Source organism: Streptomyces sp. NPDC005202 (assembly GCF_040608235.1).
GTDB lineage: Bacteria > Actinomycetota > Actinomycetes > Streptomycetales > Streptomycetaceae > Streptomyces.
In genome coordinates this window covers 71,892-96,270 of the sequence record NZ_JBEXHW010000020.1, presented here as the reverse complement: position 1 = coordinate 96,270, position 24,379 = coordinate 71,892, and the positions used below count along the sequence as shown (strand labels likewise).

General features: G+C 70.9%; 22 protein-coding genes, 1 tRNA gene and 1 pseudogene. 12 read left to right on the top strand and 12 right to left on the bottom strand.

Translation table 11 applies throughout. The features are described 5' to 3' along the window. Positions 1 to 36: 36 nt before the first annotated feature. Genes ABZV31_RS25405 through ABZV31_RS25395 form a run of 3 tightly spaced genes read right to left on the bottom strand, consistent with a single transcriptional unit; the run spans position 37 to position 2,950 of the window. Positions 37 to 792: a TrmH family RNA methyltransferase gene (locus ABZV31_RS25405; RefSeq protein WP_355897993.1), complete on the bottom strand. Its 756-nt coding sequence runs from the start codon at positions 790 to 792 to the stop codon at positions 37 to 39. Next, the gene (locus ABZV31_RS25400; protein ID WP_355897990.1) at positions 789 to 2,000 is read right to left on the bottom strand and encodes an HTTM domain-containing protein; all 1,212 of its coding nucleotides are present in this window, start codon (positions 1,998 to 2,000) and stop codon (positions 789 to 791) included. Before ABZV31_RS25400 ends, ABZV31_RS25405 begins: the two co-directional genes overlap by 4 nt. Continuing rightward, complete coding sequence (locus tag ABZV31_RS25395; RefSeq protein ID WP_355897988.1) at positions 1,997 to 2,950, bottom strand: DUF5819 family protein; 954 nt, start codon at positions 2,948 to 2,950, stop codon at positions 1,997 to 1,999. The genes ABZV31_RS25400 and ABZV31_RS25395 overlap by 4 nt, the downstream gene beginning before the upstream one ends. 457 nt (positions 2,951 to 3,407) lie before the next feature. Between ABZV31_RS25395 and paaA the strand changes: the two genes are divergently transcribed. From paaA to ABZV31_RS25365, 6 genes and pseudogenes are all read left to right on the top strand, one after another. After that, positions 3,408 to 4,418 (top strand): 1,2-phenylacetyl-CoA epoxidase subunit PaaA, encoded by a 1,011-nt coding sequence (gene paaA / locus ABZV31_RS25390; RefSeq protein ID WP_355898055.1) that lies wholly within the window; start codon positions 3,408 to 3,410, stop codon positions 4,416 to 4,418. Continuing rightward, the gene (paaB, locus tag ABZV31_RS25385) at positions 4,415 to 4,702 is read left to right on the top strand and encodes a 1,2-phenylacetyl-CoA epoxidase subunit PaaB (protein ID WP_355897985.1); all 288 of its coding nucleotides are present in this window, start codon (positions 4,415 to 4,417) and stop codon (positions 4,700 to 4,702) included. Before paaA ends, paaB begins: the two co-directional genes overlap by 4 nt. Then, positions 4,699 to 5,418 carry a 1,2-phenylacetyl-CoA epoxidase subunit PaaC gene (gene paaC / locus ABZV31_RS25380; RefSeq protein ID WP_355897982.1) on the top strand — a complete coding sequence of 240 codons (720 nt, stop codon included), beginning with the start codon at positions 4,699 to 4,701 and terminating at the stop codon, positions 5,416 to 5,418. The genes paaB and paaC overlap by 4 nt, the downstream gene beginning before the upstream one ends. Beyond that, a complete protein-coding gene (gene paaD, locus ABZV31_RS25375) occupies positions 5,412 to 5,954 on the top strand; it encodes a 1,2-phenylacetyl-CoA epoxidase subunit PaaD (RefSeq protein ID WP_355897979.1) in 543 nt (180 codons plus the stop codon). Before paaC ends, paaD begins: the two co-directional genes overlap by 7 nt. Further along, complete coding sequence (locus tag ABZV31_RS25370) at positions 5,954 to 7,018, top strand: 2Fe-2S iron-sulfur cluster-binding protein (protein WP_355897976.1); 1,065 nt, start codon at positions 5,954 to 5,956, stop codon at positions 7,016 to 7,018. The genes paaD and ABZV31_RS25370 overlap by 1 nt, the downstream gene beginning before the upstream one ends. 445 nt (positions 7,019 to 7,463) lie before the next feature. Then, positions 7,464 to 8,604: pseudogene (locus tag ABZV31_RS25365) on the top strand (acyl-CoA dehydrogenase). A 123-nt stretch (positions 8,605 to 8,727) separates the two neighbouring features. On the opposite strand, the gene ABZV31_RS25360 reads toward ABZV31_RS25365, so the two are convergent. The 4 genes from ABZV31_RS25360 to ABZV31_RS25345 all read right to left on the bottom strand — a co-directional run bounded on the left by ABZV31_RS25360 (position 8,728) and on the right by ABZV31_RS25345 (position 12,049). Continuing rightward, a complete protein-coding gene (locus ABZV31_RS25360; protein WP_355898052.1) occupies positions 8,728 to 9,057 on the bottom strand; it encodes a rhodanese-like domain-containing protein in 330 nt (109 codons plus the stop codon). Between the two features lie 72 nt (positions 9,058 to 9,129). Next, a complete protein-coding gene (locus ABZV31_RS25355) occupies positions 9,130 to 9,978 on the bottom strand; it encodes a hypothetical protein (protein WP_355897973.1) in 849 nt (282 codons plus the stop codon). Positions 9,979 to 10,239: 261 nt separating this feature from the next. Beyond that, the gene (locus ABZV31_RS25350; RefSeq protein WP_355897970.1) at positions 10,240 to 11,727 is read right to left on the bottom strand and encodes a DUF2252 domain-containing protein; all 1,488 of its coding nucleotides are present in this window, start codon (positions 11,725 to 11,727) and stop codon (positions 10,240 to 10,242) included. A 238-nt stretch (positions 11,728 to 11,965) separates the two neighbouring features. Then, positions 11,966 to 12,049 (bottom strand) — tRNA-Leu (locus ABZV31_RS25345). A gap of 503 nt (positions 12,050 to 12,552) precedes the next feature. Between ABZV31_RS25345 and ABZV31_RS25340 the strand changes: the two genes are divergently transcribed. The 6 genes from ABZV31_RS25340 to pknB all read left to right on the top strand — a co-directional run bounded on the left by ABZV31_RS25340 (position 12,553) and on the right by pknB (position 20,714). Continuing rightward, positions 12,553 to 13,410, top strand: a complete 858-nt coding sequence (locus ABZV31_RS25340) for a DUF3662 and FHA domain-containing protein (protein WP_355897967.1) — start codon at positions 12,553 to 12,555, stop codon at positions 13,408 to 13,410. Between the two features lie 10 nt (positions 13,411 to 13,420). After that, positions 13,421 to 13,933, top strand: a complete 513-nt coding sequence (locus tag ABZV31_RS25335; protein WP_355897964.1) for an FHA domain-containing protein — start codon at positions 13,421 to 13,423, stop codon at positions 13,931 to 13,933. A 120-nt stretch (positions 13,934 to 14,053) separates the two neighbouring features. Next, positions 14,054 to 15,613, top strand: coding sequence for a Stp1/IreP family PP2C-type Ser/Thr phosphatase (locus tag ABZV31_RS25330; RefSeq protein ID WP_355897961.1), 1,560 nt, complete (start codon positions 14,054 to 14,056; stop codon positions 15,611 to 15,613). 27 nt (positions 15,614 to 15,640) lie between these two features. Continuing rightward, complete coding sequence (locus ABZV31_RS25325; RefSeq protein WP_355897958.1) at positions 15,641 to 17,077, top strand: FtsW/RodA/SpoVE family cell cycle protein; 1,437 nt, start codon at positions 15,641 to 15,643, stop codon at positions 17,075 to 17,077. After that, entirely contained in the window at positions 17,074 to 18,558 is a 1,485-nt protein-coding gene (locus ABZV31_RS25320; RefSeq protein WP_355897955.1) for a penicillin-binding transpeptidase domain-containing protein, read from the top strand. Before ABZV31_RS25325 ends, ABZV31_RS25320 begins: the two co-directional genes overlap by 4 nt. Before the next feature lie 170 nt (positions 18,559 to 18,728). Then, the gene (gene pknB, locus ABZV31_RS25315) at positions 18,729 to 20,714 is read left to right on the top strand and encodes a Stk1 family PASTA domain-containing Ser/Thr kinase (RefSeq protein ID WP_355897953.1); all 1,986 of its coding nucleotides are present in this window, start codon (positions 18,729 to 18,731) and stop codon (positions 20,712 to 20,714) included. A gap of 76 nt (positions 20,715 to 20,790) precedes the next feature. Here the strand turns inward: pknB and ABZV31_RS25310 are convergent, their stop codons facing one another. From ABZV31_RS25310 to ABZV31_RS25290, 5 genes are read right to left on the bottom strand one after another with little or no spacing between them, the layout of a single operon-like run. Further along, on the bottom strand, positions 20,791 to 21,561 hold the full coding sequence (locus tag ABZV31_RS25310) for a class E sortase (RefSeq protein ID WP_355897950.1): 771 nt from the start codon (positions 21,559 to 21,561) through the stop codon (positions 20,791 to 20,793). Positions 21,562 to 21,575: 14 nt separating this feature from the next. Then, entirely contained in the window at positions 21,576 to 22,814 is a 1,239-nt protein-coding gene (locus ABZV31_RS25305) for a class E sortase (RefSeq protein WP_355897947.1), read from the bottom strand. Then, on the bottom strand, positions 22,811 to 23,449 hold the full coding sequence (locus ABZV31_RS25300; protein ID WP_355897944.1) for an aminodeoxychorismate/anthranilate synthase component II: 639 nt from the start codon (positions 23,447 to 23,449) through the stop codon (positions 22,811 to 22,813). The genes ABZV31_RS25305 and ABZV31_RS25300 overlap by 4 nt, the downstream gene beginning before the upstream one ends. Next, complete coding sequence (locus ABZV31_RS25295; RefSeq protein WP_355897942.1) at positions 23,446 to 23,643, bottom strand: hypothetical protein; 198 nt, start codon at positions 23,641 to 23,643, stop codon at positions 23,446 to 23,448. Before ABZV31_RS25295 ends, ABZV31_RS25300 begins: the two co-directional genes overlap by 4 nt. A gap of 16 nt (positions 23,644 to 23,659) precedes the next feature. Next, positions 23,660 to 24,361, bottom strand: a complete 702-nt coding sequence (locus ABZV31_RS25290; RefSeq protein WP_355897939.1) for a class E sortase — start codon at positions 24,359 to 24,361, stop codon at positions 23,660 to 23,662. Between the last annotated feature and the right edge of the window lie 18 nt (positions 24,362 to 24,379).

Below are 24,379 nucleotides of genomic sequence, written 5' to 3'. Positions count from 1 at the left end.
GAGCCGGGGGGCGCGCCCAGCGGCGCTCCCGTGCCCCTAGGAGGTGATCGGTGCGCCCCCGGTGGCGCTCCAGTGGTACAGCGTCATGGCCACGCTGGTCGCGAGGTTGTAGCTGGAGACCTGGGGGCGCATCGGCAGTGCCACCAAGTGGTCGGTGCGCGCGCGGAGTTCGGCGGACAGCCCGCTGCGCTCGGAGCCGAAGGCGAGCACGGCGTCGTCCGGCAGCTTCAGCCCTCGGATGTCCTCGCCCTCCGGGTCGAGGGCGAACAGCGGACCGGGCGGCAGCTCGTCGACGGTGAGCCGCTCCACGGCGGTCGCGAAGTGCAGCCCCGCCCCGCCGCGCACCACCGTCGGATGCCAGGGGTCCAGGGTGCCGGTGGTGACCACACCGGTCGCCCCGAAGCCGGCGGCCAGCCGGATCACGGCCCCCGCGTTGCCCAGGTTGCGCGGCTGGTCCAGGACGACCACGGGCGCGCTGCGGGGCATGCGGGCCAGCGCCCGCAGATGGGCGTCGCGGGAGGGGCGTACGGCGAGAGCGGCCACGGCCGTGGGGTGGGGACGCGGGACGAGCGACGCGTACGTCTCCTGCGGCACCTCGGTCAGCTGGGCGGCCAGCCTGTCCCGTACGTCCGGGGCCAGCTCGTCGGCGAGGGCGAGCGCCGCCCGCCGGTCGACGGTGACCGCCACCGGCACCTCGGCCCCGAAGCGCACCGCGTGCTTGAGGGCGTGGAAGCCGTCGAGCAGCACGCAGGTGTCGGCGAGCCGGTGCCAGGCGCGTACGGGGTCGGTCATGCCGTGAAGCCTACGTGGGCGGGCTCGCTGTCCTCCGGGGAGCGCGGGTCCCCCGGCAGGGTCCGGGCGGCGCGCGGAAACAGCCGTCCACGCGCGCGCGCCGCCCAGCCGCCCGCCCGGTGCAGGAACGACGTCGGCAGGAACACCGCGTCCGTCGCGATCATCGCCAGTGAGAAGAACGGCAGCCCCAGGACGACCGCGATCACGGCGTGCTCGGCCATCATGGCCGCCAGCAGGACGTTCTTGACCCGCCGGTTGAAAAGCGTGAACGGGAAGGCGACCTGCACGATGACGGTCCCGTACGTCACCAGCATCACCAGGGTGCCGCTGGCCGACAGCAGGTCGGCGAGCGCCGGCCAGGGCGAGAAGTAGTCCAGGTGGAGCGGGTAGTAGACGGCGGTGCCGTCCTGCCAGCGCGAACCCTGGATCTTGTACCAGCCGGCCGTCGCGTAGATCAGGCAGGCCTCGGCCATGATCACGAGCAGGGCGCCGTTGTGCAGGATGTTGGCGACCACGTCGAGCAGGATCCGTGGCTCCGCCGACCCGGCGCGCCGCCCGACCACCCACCACAGTGCCTGCGCCAGCCACACGGCCCACAGGAGCGCGGGCACGAGCCACTCGCCCTCGAGCCGGCCCGCCGCGGTCACCACGGCCAGGACCAGCCCGAGCGCGGTCCACAGGACGGGGCCGGCCCGGTCAGGCATCCGCTCCCCACGCGCGCGTGCCGCCTCCGCGCGCCGGGCCCGCCGCGCGTCCAGCGACCACACCTGGCCGCAGCGGGTGAAGACCAGGTACAGCGACATCAGGTGCAGGACGTTGTCGCCGCCGTCGCCCACGAAGACGCTGCGATTCTGCAGCGAGAGCACGCCGACCATGAACAGCACGGACATCGTGCGGGTGCGCCAGCCCAGCATCAGCAGCAGGCCCGACAGGACGGCCAGCGCGTAGACAACCTCGAACCAGACCTGGCCCTTGAACCACATCAGGGCCGTGAAGGCGCCGTTGTCCGCGGTCAGCTGCTGGGCGAGGTCCCAGCTCCACGGCCCGTCGGGCCCGTACAGCTCCTGGCGGTGGGGGAACTCGCACAGCAGGAACAGCAGCCAGGTCGCGGAGAAGCCGATGCGTATGACGGCCGCCTGGTAGGGGCCGAGTGCCGCTTCGGTGACCCGGCCGATCCCGCGGGAGACGGAGAGCGCGAGGCGGTTCACCGCACCCCTCCCTCGGCCTCGTCGGCCGGCACCGACCACCACGGCAGCAGGCGGTACGCGGGCCTGTCCGGCACCTTCTCCCCGCTCCACTTCGGCGGGGGCACGTTGGTGATGCGGCTGCGGACCTGGACACGGTCCACGACGCCGCCCGGGCCGGCCGCGTGCTCGCGGTCGAGGCGCAGCACGACGATGCGGCGCAGGTACTGCTCCGCCAGCGCGCCGCGCAGGGCCGCCGGACGGTTGTCGCTGTCGTGCGAGGCGACGTAGAAGTCCCAGGCGCGGCGCAACTCGTTCTGCTGGGTGTGGCTCGGCAGCAGATTGCCGTCGATGGCCCGGCCGTCCTGAGCGGACAGGTCGTACCAGCCGGTGGTGCGCGTGCCGCCGTCCGTCGTACGGACCTCGGCGCGCACCTGCACCGCGATGTTCTGCTGCAGCGGGTTCGGCGCGAAGAGCTTCCAGTTCTGCTCGAACTCCGGGTAGATCCACTCGTCGATGGCCTTGCCGTGCTGCTTCGTCACCGTGTTCGGCGGCGCGACGTGCAGGAACACCATGCCGAGGTGCACGCAGGCGGTCACCGCGACGACCGCGAGCGCCAGCGCCGCGCCGACCTGATAGCGCGGGGAGAGCGCGGCGACACCGGTGCGGGTTCCGGCACGGGGACCGGACTCGGCGGGCGCGGAGACGTACGCCGGTTCGGGGGGAGGTGCGGGGAGGGGACGGGCGGAGTCCGGGAGGGGGCCACTCGGCTCGGCGGACGCCGGGACACGGACACTCCGCTCGCCGGGCGCCGGGAGGCGAACACTCCGCTCGGGGGCTGTCGGCCGGCCGCCGGGCGACGAGTCGTCGGAGTCGGCCGGGCGGCCCGTCCCGCCGGCCCCGGCCGTCCCGCCGGCCCCGGCCGTCCCGGCCGGCCCGTCCGGGACGTTCGAGTCCTCGTCGTACGCGTCCATTCCGCCCCGTTTCCCGATCCCCGTCTTCCGGCCACCCACCCGCCCAGCCGCGCCCGGCCGCAGGGCCGCAGGGCACCGCACTGCCACGCGCGCCGCTCCTCGGCGCCGCACCGGAACGGTACTCAGGCCCGGCCGCCGGGCACACCCCCAGGCCGACCCGGCCGCCCCCTGCCGAGACTGCTTCGCGTGCCGCTCTGCCGGCCGTCGCTCGTACGGCGCTCAAAGCGGCCCACCGCCGAATGGCGCCGGCGTACGGCCCGGCAGGACGTGCCGCAGCTCACCCCACGGCAGACGCCGCACGAGTCGGCTCAGCAGACGTACCGCGCTTTGTCCAAAGGAGGCACAGCGGGTTGTCCACAGCGGTTGACACCTTACGGCGCCGCGGCTCACCATTGAATCGCACGAACCGAACGATCGGTCGGTAGACATGGAAGAAGTCGAGGTCGAGGGGGACCGCATGGCGACAGCAGCCGCCCAGCAGACGGCCCGCACACAGGCGTACGGCGCCTCGGACGGCGCCCCGGACACCGACGCCTACCAGCGCGCCTTCGACGCCGCCGTGGCCGCGGACGAGCGGATCGAGCCACGGGACTGGATGCCCGACGCCTACCGCGCGACGCTGATCCGGCAGATCGCCCAGCACGCCCACTCCGAGATCATCGGCATGCAGCCGGAGGCCAACTGGATCACGCGCGCGCCCTCCCTGCGTCGCAAGGCCATCCTCATGGCCAAGGTCCAGGACGAGGCGGGCCACGGCCTGTACCTGTACAGCGCGGCCGAGACCCTCGGCACCAGCCGCGACGAGCTGCTCGACAAGCTGCACAGCGGCCGCCAGAAGTACTCCTCGATCTTCAACTACCCGACGCTGACCTGGGCGGACGTCGGCGCGATCGGCTGGCTGGTGGACGGCGCCGCGATCACCAACCAGGTCCCGCTGTGCCGCTGCTCCTACGGGCCGTACGCGCGCGCGATGGTCCGCATCTGCAAGGAGGAGTCCTTCCACCAGCGCCAGGGGTACGAGCTGCTGCTGGCCCTCAGCCGCGGCACCCCCGAGCAGCACGCGATGGCGCAGGATGCGGTGGACCGCTGGTGGTGGCCGTCGCTGATGATGTTCGGCCCACCCGACGACGCCTCCCAGCACTCCGCGCAGTCGATGGCCTGGAAGATCAAGCGCCACTCGAACGACGAGCTGCGCCAGCGCTTCGTCGACATCTGCGTCCCGCAGGCCGAGTCCCTCGGCCTCACCCTCCCGGACCCGGACCTGAAGTGGAACGAGGAGCGGGGCCACTACGACTTCGGTCCCATCGACTGGACCGAATTCTGGGAGGTCCTCAAGGGCAACGGCCCGTGCAACGAACAGCGGATCACCCAGCGCCGACGGGCCCACGACGAGGGCGCGTGGGTACGGGAGGCGGCCACGGCGTACGCGGCCAAGCACACCGGTGAGACAGGAGCGAGGCGAGCATGACGAACACCGACTGGCCCCTGTGGGAGGTCTTCGTGCGCACCCGGCGCGGCCTGTCCCACACCCACGCCGGCAGCCTGCACGCCCCGGACGCGGAGCTGGCCCTGCGCAACGCCCGCGACCTCTACACCCGGCGCGGCGAGGGCGTCTCGATCTGGGTCGTCCCGTCCTCGGCGATCACGGCGTCCTCACCGGACGAGAAGGACCCCTTCTTCGAGCCGGCCGCCGACAAGCCCTACCGGCACCCGACCTTCTACCAGATCCCGGAGGGGGTGAAGCACCTGTGACGACCACGGTTCCCACGACGGCCGCCCTCGCCCTGGGCGACGACGCCCTGGTGCTCTCCCACCGCCTGGGGGAGTGGGCGGGTCATGCGCCCGTCCTGGAGGAGGAGGTCGCCCTCGCCAACATCGCCCTGGACCTGCTGGGCCAGGCCCGGGTACTGCTGTCGATGGTCGGGGACGAGGACGAGCTGGCGTATCTGCGCGAGGAGCGCGCCTTCCGCAACCTCCAGCTCGTGGAGCAGCCCAACGGCGACTTCGCCCACACCATCGCCCGCCAGCTGTACTTCTCCACCTACCAGCACCTGCTGTACACGCAACTGGCCGCCGAGGACGGCGACTTCGCCCCGCTCGCCGGGAAGGCCGTCAAGGAGGTCGCCTACCACCGCGACCACGCCGAACAATGGACGCTGCGGCTCGGCGACGGCACGGACGTCAGCCACGAGCGGATGCAACGGGCCTGCCAGACGCTGTGGCGGTTCACCGGGGAGATGTTCCAGCCGGTGGAGGGCCTGGACATCGACTGGGCGGGGATGCAGGCGGCCTGGCTGGAGTCCGTGGGCGACGTACTGCGCCGGGCCACCCTGACGCTCCCCGAGGGCCCGCAGTCCGGGGCGTGGTCGGCGGGCGCGGGCCGGCAGGGCCTGCACACCGAGCCGTTCGGGCGCATGCTCGCCGAGATGCAGCACCTGCACCGCAGCCACCCGGGGGCGTCATGGTGACCGCCACGACACCCCTGGAGGCGGAGCTGCTGCGGCTTGCGGGCTCGGTGCCCGACCCCGAGCTGCCCGTGCTCAGCCTGGAGGAGCTGGGTGTGGTCCGCGCGGTGCACGTACGCGGCGCCGACGCGGTCGAGGTCGAGCTGACCCCGACGTACACCGGCTGCCCGGCGATCGAGGCGATGTCCCAGGACATAGAGCGGGTGCTGCGGGAGCACGGCATGCGCGAGGTCACCGTCCGCAGGGTGCTCATGCCCGCGTGGTCGACGGACGACATCACGGAGGAGGGGCGGCGCAAGCTGCGGGAGTTCGGCATAGCGCCGCCGCGCGCGCGAAGCGCCTCGGGACCGGTCCCGCTGGAGCTCGGCCCGACACGCGCGCTCGAGCCGGATCCCGCGGCCGAGCCGGACCCCATCCGCTGCCCGCACTGCGGATCGGCCGACACCGAGCTGCTCAGCTGGTTCTCCTCCACCGCCTGCAAGGCGCTGCGCCGCTGCCTCGTCTGCCGGGAACCGTTCGACCACTTCAAGGAGGTGTGATGGCCCACTTCCACCCGCTGCCCGTGACCGCGGTCGACCGGCTCACCGACGACTCCGTGGCCCTCACCTTGGTGGTACCCCCCGAGCTGCGCGAGGAGTACCGGCACGCACCGGGTCAGCACCTCGCGCTGCGGCGCGTGGTCGACGGGGCCGAGATACGGCGGACGTACTCGATCTGCTCCCCGGCACCGGAGCCCGACGCCGACGGACCGCGGACGCTGCGGGTCGGGGTGCGGCTGGTGGAGGGCGGCGCCTTCTCCAGTTACGCGCTGAAGGAGATCAACGTCGGCGACGAGCTCGAGGTGATGACCCCGGCGGGCCGCTTCACGCTTCAGCCCGCGCCCGGCCTGTACGCGGCGATCGTCGGCGGCAGCGGCATCACACCGGTGCTGTCCATCGCCGCGACCCTGCTGGCGCGCGAGCCCGACGCCCGCTTCTGTCTGATACGCAGCGACCGGACGACGGCCTCGACGATGTTCCTGGAGGAGGTCGCCGACCTGAAGGACCGCCACCCCGAGCGGCTGCAGCTGGTGACGGTGCTCTCCCGCGAGGAGCAGCAGGCGGGGCTGCCGTCCGGGCGGCTCGACCAGGAGCGGCTCACCGGGCTGCTTCCGGCGCTGCTGCCGGTGCGGGAGGTGGCGGGATGGTTCCTGTGCGGGCCGTTCGGGCTGGTGCAGGAGGCCGAGCGGGCCCTGCTCGGACTCGGGGTGCCCCGGGCCCGGATCCACGAGGAGATCTTCCACGTGGACGCTAGTACGGCACCGGGCCCGGCGGCCGCGGCCCCCACGCACAGCACGGTGACCGTCCGGCTCGACGGCCGCGGCGGGACCTGGCCGGTCCATGACGGTGAGACGCTCCTCGAAACCGTCCTGCGCAACCGGCCCGACGCTCCCTACGCCTGCAAGGGCGGCGTGTGCGGGACTTGCCGGGCCTTCCTGGTCGCGGGCGAGGTGCGCATGGACCGCAACTTCGCGCTCGAGCCGGAGGAGACAAAGGCGGGGTACGTGCTGGCGTGCCAGTCGCATCCGGCGACGGAGACGGTGGAGCTGGACTTCGACCGTTGAGGGACGGGTGATTGCTGTCGGGGCTAACCCGGGGCGAGGTGAGCAGTTACGGCCCGCGGGCGGGGGCGACGTGAGCGGCTCGCGACCCGCGGTCGGGGGCGACGGTGAGCAGTTACGGCCCGCGGGCGGGGGCGACGTGAGCGGCTCGCGACCCGCGGTCGGGGGCGACGGTGAGCAGTTACGGCCCGCAGTAGGGGGCGACGTGAGCGGCTCGCGCCCCGGAGCGAGGTGAGCAGCTCGCGCCCCGGAGCGAGGTGAGCAGCTCGCGACCCGGAGCGAGGTGAGCGCGGCTCGCGGCCTGGAGGAAGGCGAGCAGCCCACGGCCCGGGGAGCCGGAGCGCCCGCTGAGGCGTCGGCGGACGAAGGGCTGCCGGACCGTTCCCTTCTTCTAGAACCTGTTCTATCTTGACGCACCGTCAGAACCGGTCGTCGGAGGGCAGGGACCGTGGACTTCACCTTTACCGAGGAGCAGCAGGCGGCGGCCGAGGCGGCGAAAGGCGTCTTTGCCGGGGTCGCGCCGGATGCCGTGCCCAGCCCGGCGCTCACCGCGGGCGCCGTCGAAAAAAAACGACGACTTCGACCGCGTGCTGTGGGCCCGGCTCGCCGAGGCGGACCTGCTGAGCCTGCTGCTCGACGAGGACTCCGGCGGGGCGGGCCTGGACGCCATAGCGCTGTGCCTGGTGCTGCGCGAGTCCGCGAAGGTGCTGGCCCGCCTGCCGCTCCTGGAACACAGCGCGGCCGCGGCGGCCGTCCAGGCTCACGGCGGCAAGGAGTTGGCGTCCCGTCTGCTCCCCCGGGCGGGCCGGGGCGAGATGGTGCTGACCGTCGCCGCGCACGGCCGCACCGGCCACGACCCCGCCGAACTCGCCGTCACCGCACGGCAGGACGGTGACGTGTGGGTGCTGGACGGAATGCAGACGGCGGTGCCGTGGGCGTACAACGCCGACTTCGTCCTCGTTCCCGCGCACACGGGTGCCGGCCGGAGCGTGCTCGCCCTGGTCCCCCGGAGCCACGAGGGCGTCGTGCTCGCCGAGCAGGTCTCCACCACCGGCGAACGGCTCGGCGAGCTGCGACTGGAATCCGCGCGGATCCCGGCCCACGACGTGATCGACGCCGACGGCGCCTGGGAGTGGCTGCGCCAGCTGCTGGCCACCAGGACGTGTGCGCTGGCGCTCGGGCTGGGCGAGCGCGTGCTGCGCATGACCAGCGAGTACACCAGCAGGCGGGAGCAGTTCGGGTTCCCGATCGCGACCTTCCAGGCGGTCGCCGTGCAGGCCGCCGACCGCTACATCGACCTGCGCGCCATGGAGGCCACGCTCTGGCAGGCCGCGTGGCGGATCTCCTCGGGGACGCAGGGCGCGCTGCCCGCCGCCGGGGACGTCGCCGTGGCGAAGATCTGGGCCTCGGAGGGGGTACGGCGGGTCGTGCAGACCGCGCAGCACCTGCACGGCGGGTTCGGCGCCGACACCGGCTGTCCCCTGCACCGGTACCACGCCTGGGCCAAGCACCTGGAGCTGTCGCTCGGCCCGGCGGCGGCGCACGAGGAGGCACTGGGTGACCTGCTGGCGGCGCATCCGCTCAGCTGACACCTAGAACACCGAGAACACCTAGAACACCTAGAACACCGAGAACACCGAGACCGCCCAGAACGCAGAGAACACCGAGACCGCCGAGACCGCCGCGTCAGGAATGCGGTCGCCCCCTCGTGGTCAGAGGACGTAACCCGGCCGGCCCTCGTCGGTCACGACGGGGCGGCCCGAGGCCGCCCACACCTGCATGCCACCGTCGACGTTCACCGCGTCGATGCCCTGCTGGACCAGGTACATCGCGACCTGGGCCGAGCGCCCGCCGGAGCGGCAGATCACGTGGACCCGCCCGTCCTGGGGCGCCGCCTCGGTCAGCTCGCCGTACCGGGCCACGAACTCACTGATGGGGATGTGCAGCGCTCCCTGGGCGTGACCCGCCTGCCACTCGTCGTCCTCACGGACGTCCAGCAGGAAGTCGTCGTCCTTGAGGTCCGCGACCTCGACCGTGGGCACACCAGCTCCGAAATGCATGGGTCCGACGCTACCTGAAGGAATCGCCGCACAGGCGGGCGCGGGTGACGCCAGTCACCCCTGCCCCAGCAGCACCGCCAGTTCCGCCTCCCGTTCGGCCACCTCGTTGCGGAGTTGTTCGGCGATCTCGTCGAGGAGGCGGTCGGGGTCGTCGGGGGCCAGGCGGAGCATCGAGGCGATCGCGCTCTCCTCCAGCTCCTTGGCGACGAGCGTCAGCAGCTCCTTGCGCTGGGCGAGCCACTCGAGGCGGGCGTAGAGCTCCTCGCTGCGGCTCGGGCCCTGCTTTTTGGGCTTGGGGCCCGCGGCCCACTCCGCGGCCAGCTCCCGCAGCTCGTCCTCGTCGCCACGGGCGTAGGCGGCGTTGACCCGGGTGATGAACTCCTCACGCCGCTTGCGCTCGTGGTCCTCCTGCGCCAGGTCGGGGTGGGCCTTGCGGGCCAGCTCGCGGTAGAGCTTGCGGGCCTCCTCGCTCGGGCGTACCCGCTGCGGGGGGCGCACCGGCTGGTCCGTGAGCATCGCGGCTGCCTCCGGGAACAGTCCGTCCCCGTCCATCCAGCCGTGGAGCAGCTCCTCGACGCCGGGGATCGGCAGCAGCCGGGCCCGTGCCTCGGCCGCCCTGCGCAGGTCCTCGGGGTCGCCGGTGCGCGCGGCCCTGGCCTCGGCTATCTGCGCCTCCAGCTCGTCGAGCCGGGCGTAGAGCGGGCCGAGCTTCTGGTGGTGCAGGCGGGAGAAGTTCTCCACCTCCACGCGGAAGGTCTCCACCGCGATCTCGTACTCGATGAGCGCCTGCTCTGCGGCCCGCACGGCCCGCTCCAACCGCTCCTCCGGCCGCGCCGCACCGTCCTCGGACGTCGCCCGGGCCGCACCGGCGACGCCACCCTGCTCAGCTTCCGGGGTCGTCACCCGACCAGCGTAGGCCACGACGGAGGTGCCCTCACTCACATCGGACTTCCAAGGCTTCGGCTCCGCTTCCGGCAGAGCCCGGTCTGCCGCGGTTGCCGTCGGCGGGTCGCGCGGCACCGACGGAGGGCCGGTCGCGCCCACCCGCGCGCCCCTCGGCACGACTGCCGCGGTCGCGCCCGCCCGTGCGCCCCTACGCCACGACTGCCGCGGCTGGACGGCACACACCGCCAGCCACAACGCCGCCTTGGCTCCCCGGCTCCCTCACACCCCCATCTCCCCAGCAACCCGTCCCGACCGCACCGCAGCCACCAGATCCGCGTGGTCCGCCTCCGTGCGGTCGGCGTAGGTGACGGCGAACGTGGCGATGGCCTCGTCCAGTTCCTCGTTTTTGCCGCAGTAGCCGGCGATCAGACGCGGGTCGGCGCTGTGGGCGTGGGCGCGGGCCAGGAGGGCGCCGGTCATGCGGCCGTAGTCGTCCATCTGGTCGGCGGCGAGCGCGGCGGGGTCGACGCTGCCCTTGCGGTTGCGGAACTGCCGTACCTGGAAGGGCCGTCCGTCGACCGTCGTCCAGCCCAGCAGGATGTCGCTCACCACCTGCATGCGCTTCTGGCCGAGGACCACGCGCCGCCCCTCGTGGTCCACCTCCGGCACCTCGAAACCGGCCGTCGCCAGGTGCGGCACCAGCGCCGACGGCCTCGCCTCCTTCACCTGCAGGACCAGCGGTTCGCCGCGGTGGTCCAGCAGCAACACCACATACGACCGCGTCCCCACGCTGCCCGTGCCGACCACCCGGAAGGCCACGTCGTGCACCGCGTGGCGGGCCAGCAGGGGGAGGCGGTCCTCGGAGAGCGTGGTCAGGTACTGCTCCAGCGATGCCGCCACGGCCGCGGCCTCCGCGTCCGGCACCCGCCGCAGCACCGGCGGGGCGTCCACGAAGCGGCGCCCGCCGTCCTCGGTCGGCTCCGTCGACTTGGCCGCAAAGCGCCCGCTGGTGTTGGCCCGCGCCTTCTCCGAGACCCGCTCCAGCGTGCCCAGCAGGTCGTGGGCGTCGGTGTGGGAGACGAGTTCCTCGTCCGCGATGGCGTTCCACGCATCCAGCACCGGAAGCTTGGCCAGCAGCCGCATGGTGCGCCGGTAGGCGCCCACCGCGTCGTGGGCGGCCTCGCGGCAGCTGTCCTCGTCGCAGCCCGCCTCCCGGCCGGCGAGCACGAGCGAGGCGGCGAGCCGCTTGAGGTCCCACTCCCAGGGGCCGGGGACCGTCTCGTCGAAGTCGTTCAGGTCGATGACCAGGCCGCCGCGGGCGTCGCCGTACAGGCCGAAGTTGGCTGCGTGGGCGTCTCCGCATATCTGCGCGCGGATCCGGGTCATGGGCGTGCGGGCCAGGTCGTAGGCCATGAGGCCCGCCGAACCGCGCAGGAAGGCGAACGGCGTCGCCGCCATCCGGCCCACCCGGATCGGGGTGAGCTCCGGGATCCGGCCGAGGTTGGACTCCTCCACCGCCGTGACCGCATCAGGGCGCGAGGCGTCCAGGTCGAGGACGGCGTGCGCCCGGCGCGGCACCCGGCGCCGCAGGGCCTTCCCCTCTTCTTTGGGCGACCCTTCCACCGGCCACTGGGCGAAACCCCGCACCCGGGGCAGCCGACGCGCCCTGACGGTGCCCGCCGCCCTCTGCTGAGCCGGCACCGTCTCCGCCACCCCTGCACCGACCTCGGTCACCCGCGACCGCCTCCCCCGCACACGCACGAACATCAACTCGAGCCGACCGTACAGCCGACGGCGGAGACGCGTCAGACCCTGTGGACAACTGCACGGCTGTGGACAGCTGCACGGCTGTGGACAACCCCGCCCCGCCGACCCCGGCCAGGTCGTGCGAACCCGTGTGATTGTCCTCACCCGAGACCACCGAGAACCACGGGCCGCACGGCGTGAGACATGCACCACACACGCAAAAGCCCCGCAGGTCCGAGACCTGCGGGGCTTCCAGCTGTGCGCGAGGGGGGAGTTGAACCCCCACGCCCTTGCGGGCACTGGAACCTGAATCCAGCGCGTCTGCCTATTCCGCCACCCGCGCATTGGGTGTGTCCTCGGGCTCCGGCCCTTTGGGGGCTGGCGCCTTCCGACATCCAGAAGATTAGCACGCCGGAGAGGGTGGGTTCACATCCCTTTCCCGGGGGCCCGCCCGTGCGGCGCCCGGCCCCCGGCCCGCCCGGAACCCCGCCGTTCCGTATCAACGTGTGCCGGTTCACGTATCAACCTCGTACCGGTCCCGCCCGTCTCCCCAGGAGCCGGTCGGGGTCCACAGTCAGGTGCGGGACACTGGTCTGCGGCCACCTCTACGATCCTGGGCAGAAGGATCCTGGGCAGTAGTGCGCGCAGGAGGACTTCGCAAGGTGTTCGAAGAGGAGTTCCGCAGGGGACCTCGGAGGCAGCTCCGCAGGTAACCCGGGAGGCGTCGACACCCGTCGACGGGGCCGACAGGGGGAACCAGCCGATTTCCCGGCGCGTGGATACGATCAGTAAGCAGTACCAGGTAAGCAGTACGCAGCACGACGGCAACGACGGAGGAGGTGCCCCATGGGAGTCCTGAAGAAGTTCGAGCAGCGTCTCGAAGGTCTGGTCAACGGCACCTTCGCCAAGGTCTTCAAGTCCGAGGTCCAGCCCGTGGAGATCGCGGGTGCGCTCCAGCGCGAGTGCGACAACAACGCGACCATCTGGAACCGCGACCGCACCGTCGTCCCCAACGACTTCATCGTGGAGCTGAGCGCGCCGGACTACGAGCGCCTGAGCCCCTACTCCGGCCAGCTCGGCGACGAACTGGCCGGCATGGTGCGCGACTACGCCAAGCAGCAGCGCTACACCTTCATGGGACCGATCAAGGTCCACCTGGAGAAGGCGGACGACCTGGACACCGGTCTGTACCGGGTGCGCAGCCGTACGCTCGCCTCCTCCAGCAGCCAGCAGGCCCCCTCGTCCGCCCCTGCCGGGCGGCCGGGCGCCGGCGCCCCGGGCGGGTACGGCTACCCGCCGGCCGCAGGGCCCTCTGGAGCACCTCCGATGCCGTCCGCGCCGCCGCCGGGCGGCCGCCCCGGCGGCTACGGTTACCCGCAGCCCGCCGCGCAGCGGCCCGCGGCCGCCCCGGTGAGCGGCGGACGCACCCGCTACTGGATCGAGATCAACGGCACCCGCCATCAGATCTCCCGTCCGACGCTGGTGCTGGGCCGCAGCACCGACGCCGACGTGCGGATCGACGACCCCGGCGTCTCCCGCCGGCACTGTGAGATCCGGACCGGAACGCCCTCGACGATCCAGGATCTCGGGTCCACCAACGGCATCGTGGTGGACGGGCAGCACACCACCCGCGCTACGCTCCGCGACGGCTCGCGGATCGTCGTGGGCAGCACCACCGTTATCTATAGGCAAGCCGAAGGGTGAACCGGGGGCAATGTCAGAGCTGACCCTCACGGTCATGCGGCTGGGTTTCCTGGCCGTACTGTGGCTGTTCGTGATCGTGGCCGTGCAGGTCATCCGCAGCGACCTGTTCGGTACGCGCGTCACCCAGCGGGCGGCCCGCCGGGACGCCGCGCGGCCGCAGCAGGCCGCGCGCCAGGCGGCACCTCCACCGCAGCGCGGTCAGCAGGGCGGGGGCCGCCAGCGCCGCAACGCCCCCACCAAGCTCGTGGTGACCGAGGGCACCCTCACCGGTACCACGGTCGCGCTGCAGGCCCAGACGATCACCCTGGGCCGCGCGCACGACTCCACGATCGTGCTGGACGACGACTACGCCTCCAGCCGCCATGCCAGGATCTATCCGGACCGCGACGGCCAGTGGATCGTCGAGGACCTCGGATCCACCAACGGCACGTACCTGGACCGGACCCGGCTGACGACCCCCACACCGATTCCGCTGGGTGCGCCGATCCGCATCGGCAAGACCGTCATCGAGCTGCGGAAGTAGTACGACAATGAGCGAGCGGAGCGAGCACGCAGTGGCGGCCGGCACCCCGAGCCGCGGCGCGCTCCCGACCGGAGGGTGGGCACCGTGCGGATGTACCCGGAGCCGACGGGCGAGGTGCGCATGAGTCTGTCACTGCGCTTCGCCGCCGGATCGCACAAAGGCATGATCCGCGAGGGCAACGAGGACTCCGGTTACGCCGGTCCGCGCCTGCTCGCGATTGCCGACGGGATGGGCGGCCAGGCCGCCGGCGAGGTCGCCTCCTCCGAGGTGATCTCCACCATCGTCGCGCTCGACGACGACATCCCGGGCTCCGACATCCTCACCTCGCTCGGCGCGGCCGTGCAGCGCGCCAACGACCAGCTGCGCGCGATGGTCGAGGAGGACCCCCAACTCGAGGGCATGGGCACCACGCTCACCGCCCTGCTGTGGACCGGGCAGCGGCTAGGCCTGGTGCACGTCGGCGACTCGCGCGCGTACCTGCTGCGCGACGGCGTCCTGACGCAGATCACGCAGGACCACACCTGGGTGCAGCGCCTCGTCGACGAGGGACGCATTACGGAGGAAGAGGCCAGCACCCACCCGCAGCGCGCCCTCCTCATGCGCGCCCTCGGCAGCGGCGAGCACGTCGAGCCCGACCTGTCCATCCGCGAGGTCCGTGCCGGCGACCGCTACCTGATCTGCTCCGACGGCCTGAGCGGTGTCGTCTCTCACCAGACGATGGAGGAGACCCTCGCCAGCTACCAGGGCCCGCAGGAGACCGTGCAGGAGCTGATCCAGCTCGCGCTGCGCGGCGGCGGCCCGGACAACATCACCGTCATCGTCGCCGACGTCCTCGACCTCGACACCGGGGACACCCTCGCCGGGCAGCTCTCCGACACCCCGGTCGTGGTCGGCGCGGTCGCCGAGAACCAGAACCACCTGCACGACAACGGCATCATGCAGACCCCGGCCGGCCGCGCCGCCGGCCTCGGCCGCCAGGTGCCCGGGCAGGGCGGCGGGGGCGGCGAGTTCGGCCCGCCCGGCTCCGGTGACACGACCGGCTACATCCCGGCGGCCGGCTTCGGCGACTACGGCGACGAGGACTTCGTCAAGCCCAGGAAGAGCCGCAAGTGGCTGAAGAGATCCCTCTACAGCCTGCTCGCCCTCGCCGTCATCGGCGGCGGCCTGTATGGCGGCTACCGCTGGACGCAGACGCAGTACTACGTCGGCACCAAGGACGAGCACGTCGCGCTGTACCGGGGCATCAGCCAGGACCTGGCCTGGGTGAAGCTGTCGAAGGTGGAGAAGGACCACCCCGAGATCGAACTCAAGTACCTGCCGCCGTACCAGCAGAAGCAGGTCAAGGCGACGATCGCCCAGGGCGGTCTGAACGACGCCGAGAAGAAGATCGACGAGCTGTCCGTGCAGGCCTCCGCGTGCAAGAAGGAGGCGCAGCGCCGCGCCGTCGAGAGTCAGAACAACGCCAAGACGGGCCAGGGCCAGGCCGGTGGTACCACGGGAACCACCAGCACCTCCTTTACGTCCAAGGCGACACCGACACCGACACCGACACCGACGCCGAATCCGTCGACGTCGAAGCCGAAGTCCCCGTCCACGTCCGCGACCGCGCCCACTCCCAGCCCCGGCCCCAGCCTCTCGGAGGAAGAGCAGAAGGTCGTCTCGCTGTGCGGTAAGCAGTAGGCAAGCCGTGAGAGGCCCTGTCACACGATGAGCAGTACTACCAACACGTCGACGCACCACACGTCCACGATCGGCGCGATCGGTACGCCGAGCAGGCGCAACACCGAGCTCGCGCTGCTGGTGTTCGCCGTCGCGATCCCGGTGTTCGCCTACGCCAACGTGGGCCTGGCCATCAACAACCAGGTGCCGTCCGGCCTGCTGAGCTACGGCCTGGGCCTCGGCCTGCTGGCCGGCGTCGCCCATCTCGTCGTACGGAAGTTCGCCCCGTACGCGGACCCGCTGCTGCTGCCGCTGGCCACGCTGCTGAACGGGCTCGGACTCGTCGTCATCTGGCGGCTGGACCAGTCCAAGCTGCTGCAGTCGATCAAGCAGGCGGGCACCGCCGCGCCACGGCAGCTGCTGTACACGGCGCTGGGCATCGCGCTCTTCATCGTCGTCCTGATCTTCCTCAAGGACCACCGCGTCCTGCAGCGCTACACATACATCTCCATGGTCGGCGCGCTCTTCCTGCTGCTGCTCCCGCTGGTCCCCGGCCTCGGCCAGAACATCTACGGCGCCAAGATCTGGATCTCGGTCGCCGGGTTCTCCATCCAGCCCGGTGAGTTCGCGAAGATCGTGCTGGCGGTCTTCTTCGCCGGCTACCTGATGGTCAAGCGCGACGCGCTGGCCCTCGCCAGCCGCCGCTTCATGGGCCTGTACCTGCCCCGCGGCCGCGACCTCGGCCCGATCCTGGTCGTCTGGTTCATCTCGATCCTCATCCTGGTCTTCGAGACCGACCTCGGTACGTCGCTGCTGTTCTTCGGAATGTTCGTCATCATGCTGTACGTCGCCACCGAGCGGACCAGCTGGATCGTCTTCGGTCTGCTGATGTCCGCGGCCGGTGCCGTCGGCGTGGCGTCCTTCGAACCGCACGTCCAGCAGCGTGTCCAGGCGTGGCTCGACCCGATGAAGGAGTACACGCTCAGCCGGCAGGGCGTCGTGGGCCACTCCGAGCAGGCCATGCAGGCGCTGTGGGCCTTCGGCTCCGGCGGCACCCTCGGCAGCGGCCTCGGCCAGGGCCACTCCGACCTCATCCGGTTCGCCGCCAACTCCGACTTCATCCTCGCCACCTTCGGCGAGGAGCTGGGCCTGGCCGGCATCATGGCGCTGCTGCTGATCTACGGCCTGATCGTGGAGCGCGGCGTGCGCACCGCCCTCGCCGCCCGCGACCCGTTCGGCAAGCTGCTCGCCGTGGGCCTCTCCGGCGCCTTCGCCCTGCAGGTGTTCGTGGTGGCCGGCGGTGTGATGGGCCTGATCCCGCTGACCGGTATGACGATGCCGTTCCTGGCGTACGGCGGTTCCTCCGTCATCGCCAACTGGGCGCTCATCGGGATCCTGATCCGCATCAGCGACACCGCGCGCCGCCCGGCACCCGCCCCCGCCTCCAACCCCGACGCCGAGATGACCCAGGTGGTCCGCCCGTGAACAAGCCCCTGCGCCGGATCGCGATCTTCTGTGGCCTCCTGGTCCTCACCCTGCTCATCCGTGACAACTGGCTCCAGTACGTCAAGGCCGACAGCCTGAAGAACGACGACAACAACCGCCGTGTCACCATCGCGCGCTACTCCACTCCGCGCGGCGACATCATCGTCGGCGGCAACCCGATCACCGGGTCCACCGAGACGAAGAACAACGGGCTCAACGACCTCAAGTACAAGCGCACGTACAAGAACGGCCCGATGTGGGCGCCCGTCACCGGGTACGCCTCGCAGGCCTTCGGCGCCAACCAGCTGGAGTCCCTCGAGGACGGCATCCTCACCGGCAACGACGACCGGCTCTTCTTCCGCAACACCCTGGACATGATCACGGGCAAGCCCAGGCAGGGCGGCAACGTGGTCACCACGCTCAACGCGGACGCGCAGAAGGCCGCCTACAACGGCCTGAAGAGGGTCGGCGGCAAGGGTGCCGCGGTGGCGCTGGACCCGGCGACCGGCAAGATCCTCGCCCTGGCGTCCTACCCGTCGTACGACCCGTCGTCGTTCGCCGGCACCTCCGACTCGGACGCCGAGGCCTGGAAGAAGCTGCAGAAGAAGTACAACCCCAACGACCCGATGCTGAACCGGGCGCTGCGTGAAACCTATCCGCCGGGCTCCACCTTCAAGGTGGTCACCGCGGCCGCCGCGCTGGAGAACGGGCTGTACACATCGGCGGACCAGGCGACGAACTCGCCGCTGCCGTACACCCTGCCGAACACCACGACCGAGCTGAAGAACGAGGGGAACATCCCCTGCAAGAACGCCACCATGCGCGAGGCGCTGCGGGTGTCCTGCAACACCGTCTTCGGCAAGATCGGCGCCGACCTCGGCAAGGACAAGATGCTGGCCGAGGCCAAGAAGTTCGGCTTCGACTCGGAGCAGTTCACGCCGGTGCGCGCCAGCGCCTCCAACTTCCCCGAGAAGATGGACAAGCCGCAGACCGCGCTCAGCTCCATCGGCCAGTTCGAGACCGCCGCGACCCCGCTGCAGATGGCCATGGTGGCCTCGGCCGTCGCCAACGACGGCAAGCTGATGAAGCCGTACATGGTCGACAAGCTCCAGTCGCCGAACCTCGACACCCTCGAGCAGACCGAGCCGCAGGAGCTGAGCCAGCCGCTGTCGTCGAGGAACGCGCAGATCCTGCAGTCGATGATGGAGACGGTCGTCAAGCAGGGCACGGGTACCAGGGCGCAGATCAACGGCGTCACCGTGGGCGGCAAGACCGGTACCGCCCAGCACGGCGTCGCCAACAGCGCGAACCCCTACGCCTGGTTCATCTCGTACGCCAAGCTGCCCGACGGCAGCTCGCCGGTCGCGGTGGCCGTCGTGGTCGAGGACGAGAACGCCAACCGTGACGACATCTCCGGCGGCGGCCTCGCGGCGCCGATCGCGAAGAACGTGATGGAGGCGGTCATCAACTCCAAGAAGTGACCCCTGTCACGTCCCCTTCACATCGGTGCACGTTGCGATACCGGTCCTGTATCGGGTGACGGGCTTGGCCAGGTCACAGAAAGCGAGCCGGGTACGGTAGGCCCGGACGGCAGCCTCCGGCGGCACAAGTCGTGCCGGTCGGGACCGACGGAGAGGGCTGGTAGGTAGCTATGGAAGAGCCGCGTCGCCTCGGCGGCCGGTACGAACTGGGCCAGGTGCTCGGCCGTGGTGGCATGGCGGAGGTGTACCTCGCGCATGACACCCGTCTGGGACGCACCGTGGCAGTGAAGACGCTGCGCGCCGACCTGGCGCGCGACCCTTCCTTCCAGGCCCGGTTCCGCCGGGAGGCCCAGTCGGCCGCCTCGCTCAACCATCCCGCGATCGTCGCGGTCTACGACACGGGCGAGGACTACATCGACGGGGTCTCGATCCCGTACATCGTGATGGAGTACGTTGACGGCTCCACACTCCGTGAGCTTCTTCACAGCGGCCGCAAGCTGCTGCCCGAGCGAGCCATGGAGATGACCATCGGCATCCTCCAGGGCCTGGAGTACGCCCACCGCAACGGCATCGTCCACCGCGACATCAAGCCGGCCAACGTCATGCTGACGCGCAACGGCCAGGTCAAGGTGATGGACTTCGGCATCGCCCGCGCCATGGGCGACGCCGGCATGACGATGACGCAGACGGCGGCGGTCATCGGCACCGCCCAATACCTCTCCCCGGAGCAGGCCAAGGGCGAGCAGGTCGACGCACGCTCCGACCTGTACTCGACGGGCTGCCTGCTGTACGAGCTGCTGACGGTCCGGCCCCCGTTCGTCGGGGACTCCCCGGTCGCGGTCGCCTACCAGCACGTACGGGAAGAGCCGCAGCCGCCGAGCGTCTTCGACCCCGAGATCACGCCCGAGATGGACGCGATCGTGCTGAAGGCGCTGGTCAAGGACCCGGACTACCGCTACCAGTCCGCCGACGAGATGCGCGCCGACATCGAGGCCTGCCTCGACGGCCAGCCGGTCGCGGCCACGGCCGCGATGGGCTCGGTGGGCTACGGCGGCTACCCCGACGACCAGCCGACGACGGCCCTGCGCTCCGATGCGGGGGGCGGCGCCACGACGATGCTGCCGCCCATGAATCCGGACGAGGGCGGCTTCGGCTACGACGACCGCCCCGACCGGCGCCGCCAGAAGAAGTCCAACACCTCGACGATCCTGCTGGTCGTCGCTGGCATCCTGGTCCTCGTCGGCGCGATCCTGATCGGCAGGTGGGCCTTCAGCGGCAACGGCGCGGGCAACGACACGGTGGCCGTGCCCAACTTCGTCGACCAGACGAGGCAGGACGCCCGGAGCATGGCGGACAACGTCGGCCTGAAGGTGTCGTTCACCTCGAAGGCCTGTGACAACGAGCCCAAGGGCAAGATCTGTTCACAGGACCCCAAGCCCGACAACAAGGTCAAGAAGGGCTCCACCGTCAACCTGGTGGTGTCCACCGGGGCGCCGAAGGTGGCGGTGCCCAGTGTGATCGGCCTCAGCCTCGACGACGCCAAGGCGAAGCTTGAGGGCGACGACTACCAGTTCCACGTCGAGACGAAGACGAGGGAGTCCACGGAGAACCCGAACACCGTTCTGGACCAGGACCCGGTCTCGGGCAAGGAGGTGCAGAAGGGGGCGACGATCACCCTCGTCATCGCCAAGGCCGCCGAGAAGTCCACCGTCCCCGACGTCACGGGTCAGTCCTGCGACGCCGCCAAGCAGCAGATGCAGGCGAACAACCTCGTCGGCACCTGCACCGAGGTGGACACCAACGACCCCAACCAGGTCGGCAAAGTCATCCAGACCTCCCCGCAGGCCGGCTCCCAGGTCGACAAGAACTCGACGGTGACCATCCAGATCGGCAAGCAGGCCCAGCAGAGCCAGGTCACGGTCCCCAACATCCAGGGTCAGAAGCTCAAGGACGTCAAGCAGATGCTCCTGCAGGCGGGCCTGCAGGTCGGCAACATCGCCGGCTCCCAGGACGACAACGCGATCGTCCTCGCCTCGAACCCGACCCAGGGCACGCAGGTCGACCAGGGCACGGCGGTCAACCTGATCGCCGCGGACCAGGGCGGCAACAACAGAGGCAACGGCAACGGAGGCCTCTTCGGAGGAGGCGGCGGCTGACGCGCCTCTCACCGACGGAGCCCCGGCTCCCTCCTGGAGAGGGGGCCGGGGCTCCGTCGTACGGGCGTCTGCGGCGTCAGCGCAGTTCCTTCGGCGGGGTCCGCTCGCTGTCCACCTTCTCCACGCGGACCAGTTCGCCCCACACCACGTAGCGGTAGCGGCTCGTGTAGACCGGTGTGCAGGTCGTCAGCGTGATGTAGTGGCCGGGCTTCTTCACGCCCGACTCCTTCGGGACCGACAACAGGACCTTGACGTTGTACTTCGAGGTCTCGGGGAGGATGTCGTAGACCTTGTAGACGTACCACTTGTCCTTCGTCTCGAAGACGATCGGGTCGCCCTTCCTGACCTTGTCGATGTTGTGGAACTTCGCTCCGTGGCCGTCGCGGTGGGCGGCGAGGGCGAAGTTGCCAGTCTTGCCGGTCATCGGGAGGGTCGCCTTGACGGGGTCCGTGTAGTAGCCGGCCACGCCGTCGTTCAGCACGCTCGCCGACGTGCCCTTCTCGACCAGGACCTCGCCGTTCTTCATGGCGGGCACGTGCAGGAAGCCGATGCCGTCCTTGGTGTCGAGGGCGCCGGGGCCGGTCGGCTCGTGGGCCCAGGTGTCGCGGACCTTGTCGGCCTGTTTGTCGGCCGCGCGGTCGGCGATGACGTTCGTCCACCACAGGGAGTAGACGACGAACAGGCCGAGGACCAGGCCCGCCGTGATGAGGAGTTCACCGAAGACGCTGACCGCCAGGGCCAGCCGGCCGGTGCCGCGGCGGCGCCGTGCGGGGTCGGCGGCGGGCGCGTCACCGTGCCCTTCGCCGCCGTCGGTGTGCTCTGCCGTGTCGTCCGTGGTCGCTGCCACTGTTCATCTGCCCTTTAACTGACGAGCGCATCCGGCTTGCCCTTGCTGCGCGGCCGTTCCTCGACCATCTTGCCCCAGACGATCAACCGGTACTTGCTGGTGAACTCCGGCGTGCAGGTGGTGAGCGTGATGTAGCGGCCGGGTCTGGTGAAGCCGGACCCCTTGGGGATGGGGTCGAGGACGCTCGTGTTGCCCGGCGACGTCACCGGCAGCATCGACGTCATCTTGTAGACGAAGTAGGTGTCCTGCGTCTCCACGACGATCGCGTCGCCCGGCTGGAGCTTGTTGATGTACCGGAACGGCTCGCCGTGCGTGTTGCGGTGGCCCGCGAGCCCGAAGTTGCCCGTCTTCGCGTCGGGCATCGCGGTGTTGAGGTCGCCCTGGCCGTAGTGCCCGACCATGCCCTTGTCCAGCACCTTCGCCTTGCTGGTGCCCTCGGCGATGGGCACCACCACGTCCAGCTTGGGGATGTGCAGGATGGCGAAGCCCTGCCCCGGCTCGAACGTCCCCGGGCTCCGCCTGCCGCTCGCCCAGTCGTTCTGCAGCTGGTGCGCCTCGCTGCCCGCCTGTTCGTGGGCCCGGACGTTCGTCCACCACAGCTGGTAGGTGACGAAGAGCAGCATCACGACACCGGTGGTGATGAAGACCTCGCCGATGATCCGGCTGGCGAGGACGGCCGGGCTGGGCTTGCGCGCCCGCGCCTGGCGCCGCGCCTCCACGCGGGACAGGGGCGCGGACGGCTTGCCCCTGCCCGGCGCCGTCTCCGGTGGCGTCTCCGGTGGCGTCTCCGCCGCACCGCCGTGCCGCCCGTGACGGCGCCTGGCGGCCTTTCTGCGGGCCGCACGGCCGCCCGGCGTGGTTCCGGTGGTCCCTGTGGCAGAAGAGGCTCTAGGGGCGGACGTGGGCTCGGTGTCGTTCGTGCCCGGCGGTGGACCGGGGATGCGCAGCGCCACCGTCTCGTCGTCGACGGCAGGCCGGTACGCCGGGTCGACGGCGGGTTCGTACGGCACCGCGGCCGGGGGCTCGTACGTCGCCGCGGCGGGCTCGTACGGCGTCGGGCCGGGGGGCTGGTACGGCGCCGGGCCCGGGGACTCGTAGGGCACCGCGCCCGAGGACTCGTAGGGCGCCGCGTACGGCTCCTGAGGCGCGCCATGCGCCTCGGGGCCGTACCACTCCACGAACGCGCCCGACCCCCCGTACGACTGCTGCCCGTACGAGGTGTCGGTCTCGCGCTCGGGGCGCAGCGCGGTCACGCCGTGGCCCTGCCCACCACCGGGGCGAGCCCCGCCGACCTCGCCACGGCATCCTGGTCGCCGCACTCCACCAGCCAGTTGGCCAGCATCCGGTGCCCGTGCTCGGTCAGCACCGACTCGGGGTGGAACTGCACGCCCTCGACGGGGAGTTCCCGGTGGCGCAGGCCCATGATGATGCCGTCGTGCGTGCGCGCGGTGACCTCCAGCTCGGCCGACACGGTCGCCGGCTCGGCGGCCAGGGAGTGGTAGCGGGTCGCCGTGAACGGCGAGGGCAGGCCCGCGAAGACGCCCTTGCCCTCGTGCTCGACCAGCGAGGTCTTGCCGTGCAGCAGCTCGGGCGCCCGGTCCACGACACCGCCGTACGCCACCTGCATCGACTGCATGCCGAGGCAGACACCGAAGACGGGCACCCCGGTCGCCGCGCAGTGCCGCACCATCTCGACGCAGACACCGGCCTCCTCGGGGGTGCCGGGGCCCGGCGACAGCAGCACGCCGTCGAAACCGTCCTGGGCGTGCGCCGTCGACACCTCGTCGTTGCGCAGCACCTCGCACTCGGCGCCCAGCTGGTACAGGTACTGGACGAGGTTGAAGACGAAGCTGTCGTAGTTGTCGACGACGAGAATCCGCGCACTCACTGGTTGTCCACCGTCACATCGTTGAAGGGAAGCAGCGGTTCGGCCCACGGGAAGACGTACTGGAACAGGATGTAGACCGCGGCCAGGACCAGCACCAGTGAGATCAGCGCCTTCACCCACGCGTTCCCCGGCAGATGCCGCCAGATCCAGCCGTACATGCCGTCCCTTCCGTCGCACCACGGCACCAGACTCACGCCGTACGCCACCAGACTAACGGCGCAGCGCCTCCGGTTTCCCGGCCTCCACAGGCTGTGTGGAGTCCAGGTGCGCCCAGACGATCAGCCGGTGACTGTGCCCCCATTCCGGATCGCACGTGGTCAGCGTCAGATAGCGGCCCGGACGCGTGTACCCGGACATACGTGGCACAGGGTCGATCACCTCAACGTCCGTCGGCACGGTTTTGTAGAGCCCTTTGTCGACCCGATACGTGAACCAGGTGGTCCAGTCCGTGAGTACCACCGCGTCGCCGGGGCGCAACTCGGGGAAGTCCTTGAAGGGGTCGCCGTAGGTGCGCCGGTGGCCTGCGACCGCGAAGTTGCCCGTCTGTCCCAGCACCGCGGTGCCCGCGTAGTGGCCGAGGCCCTTCTTCAGCGTGCCGGTGGCCGTGCCCTCGAGCACGGGCTTGTTCCACGTGAAACCGAGCCGCGGGACGTACATGATCGCGAACGGCTTGCCGCTCCGGTAGGGCGCGGGCTTCGGGGGGCTCGCGGAGGCGCCGGGGGCCGAGGCGCCAGGGGCCGCCGTCTGCTGCACCGCTGCCTTCGACCACTGCCGCTGCAGCTGGTCGATCTGGTCGTGCATCACGCTGTCGGCCTTCACGCCGGTCCAGAACAGCACGTAGACGACGAACAGCACGATCAGGGTGCCGACGGTGATGCAGAGCTCGCTGACGGTCCTGACGATCACGCGCACCGGCGGCTCCTGTAACGG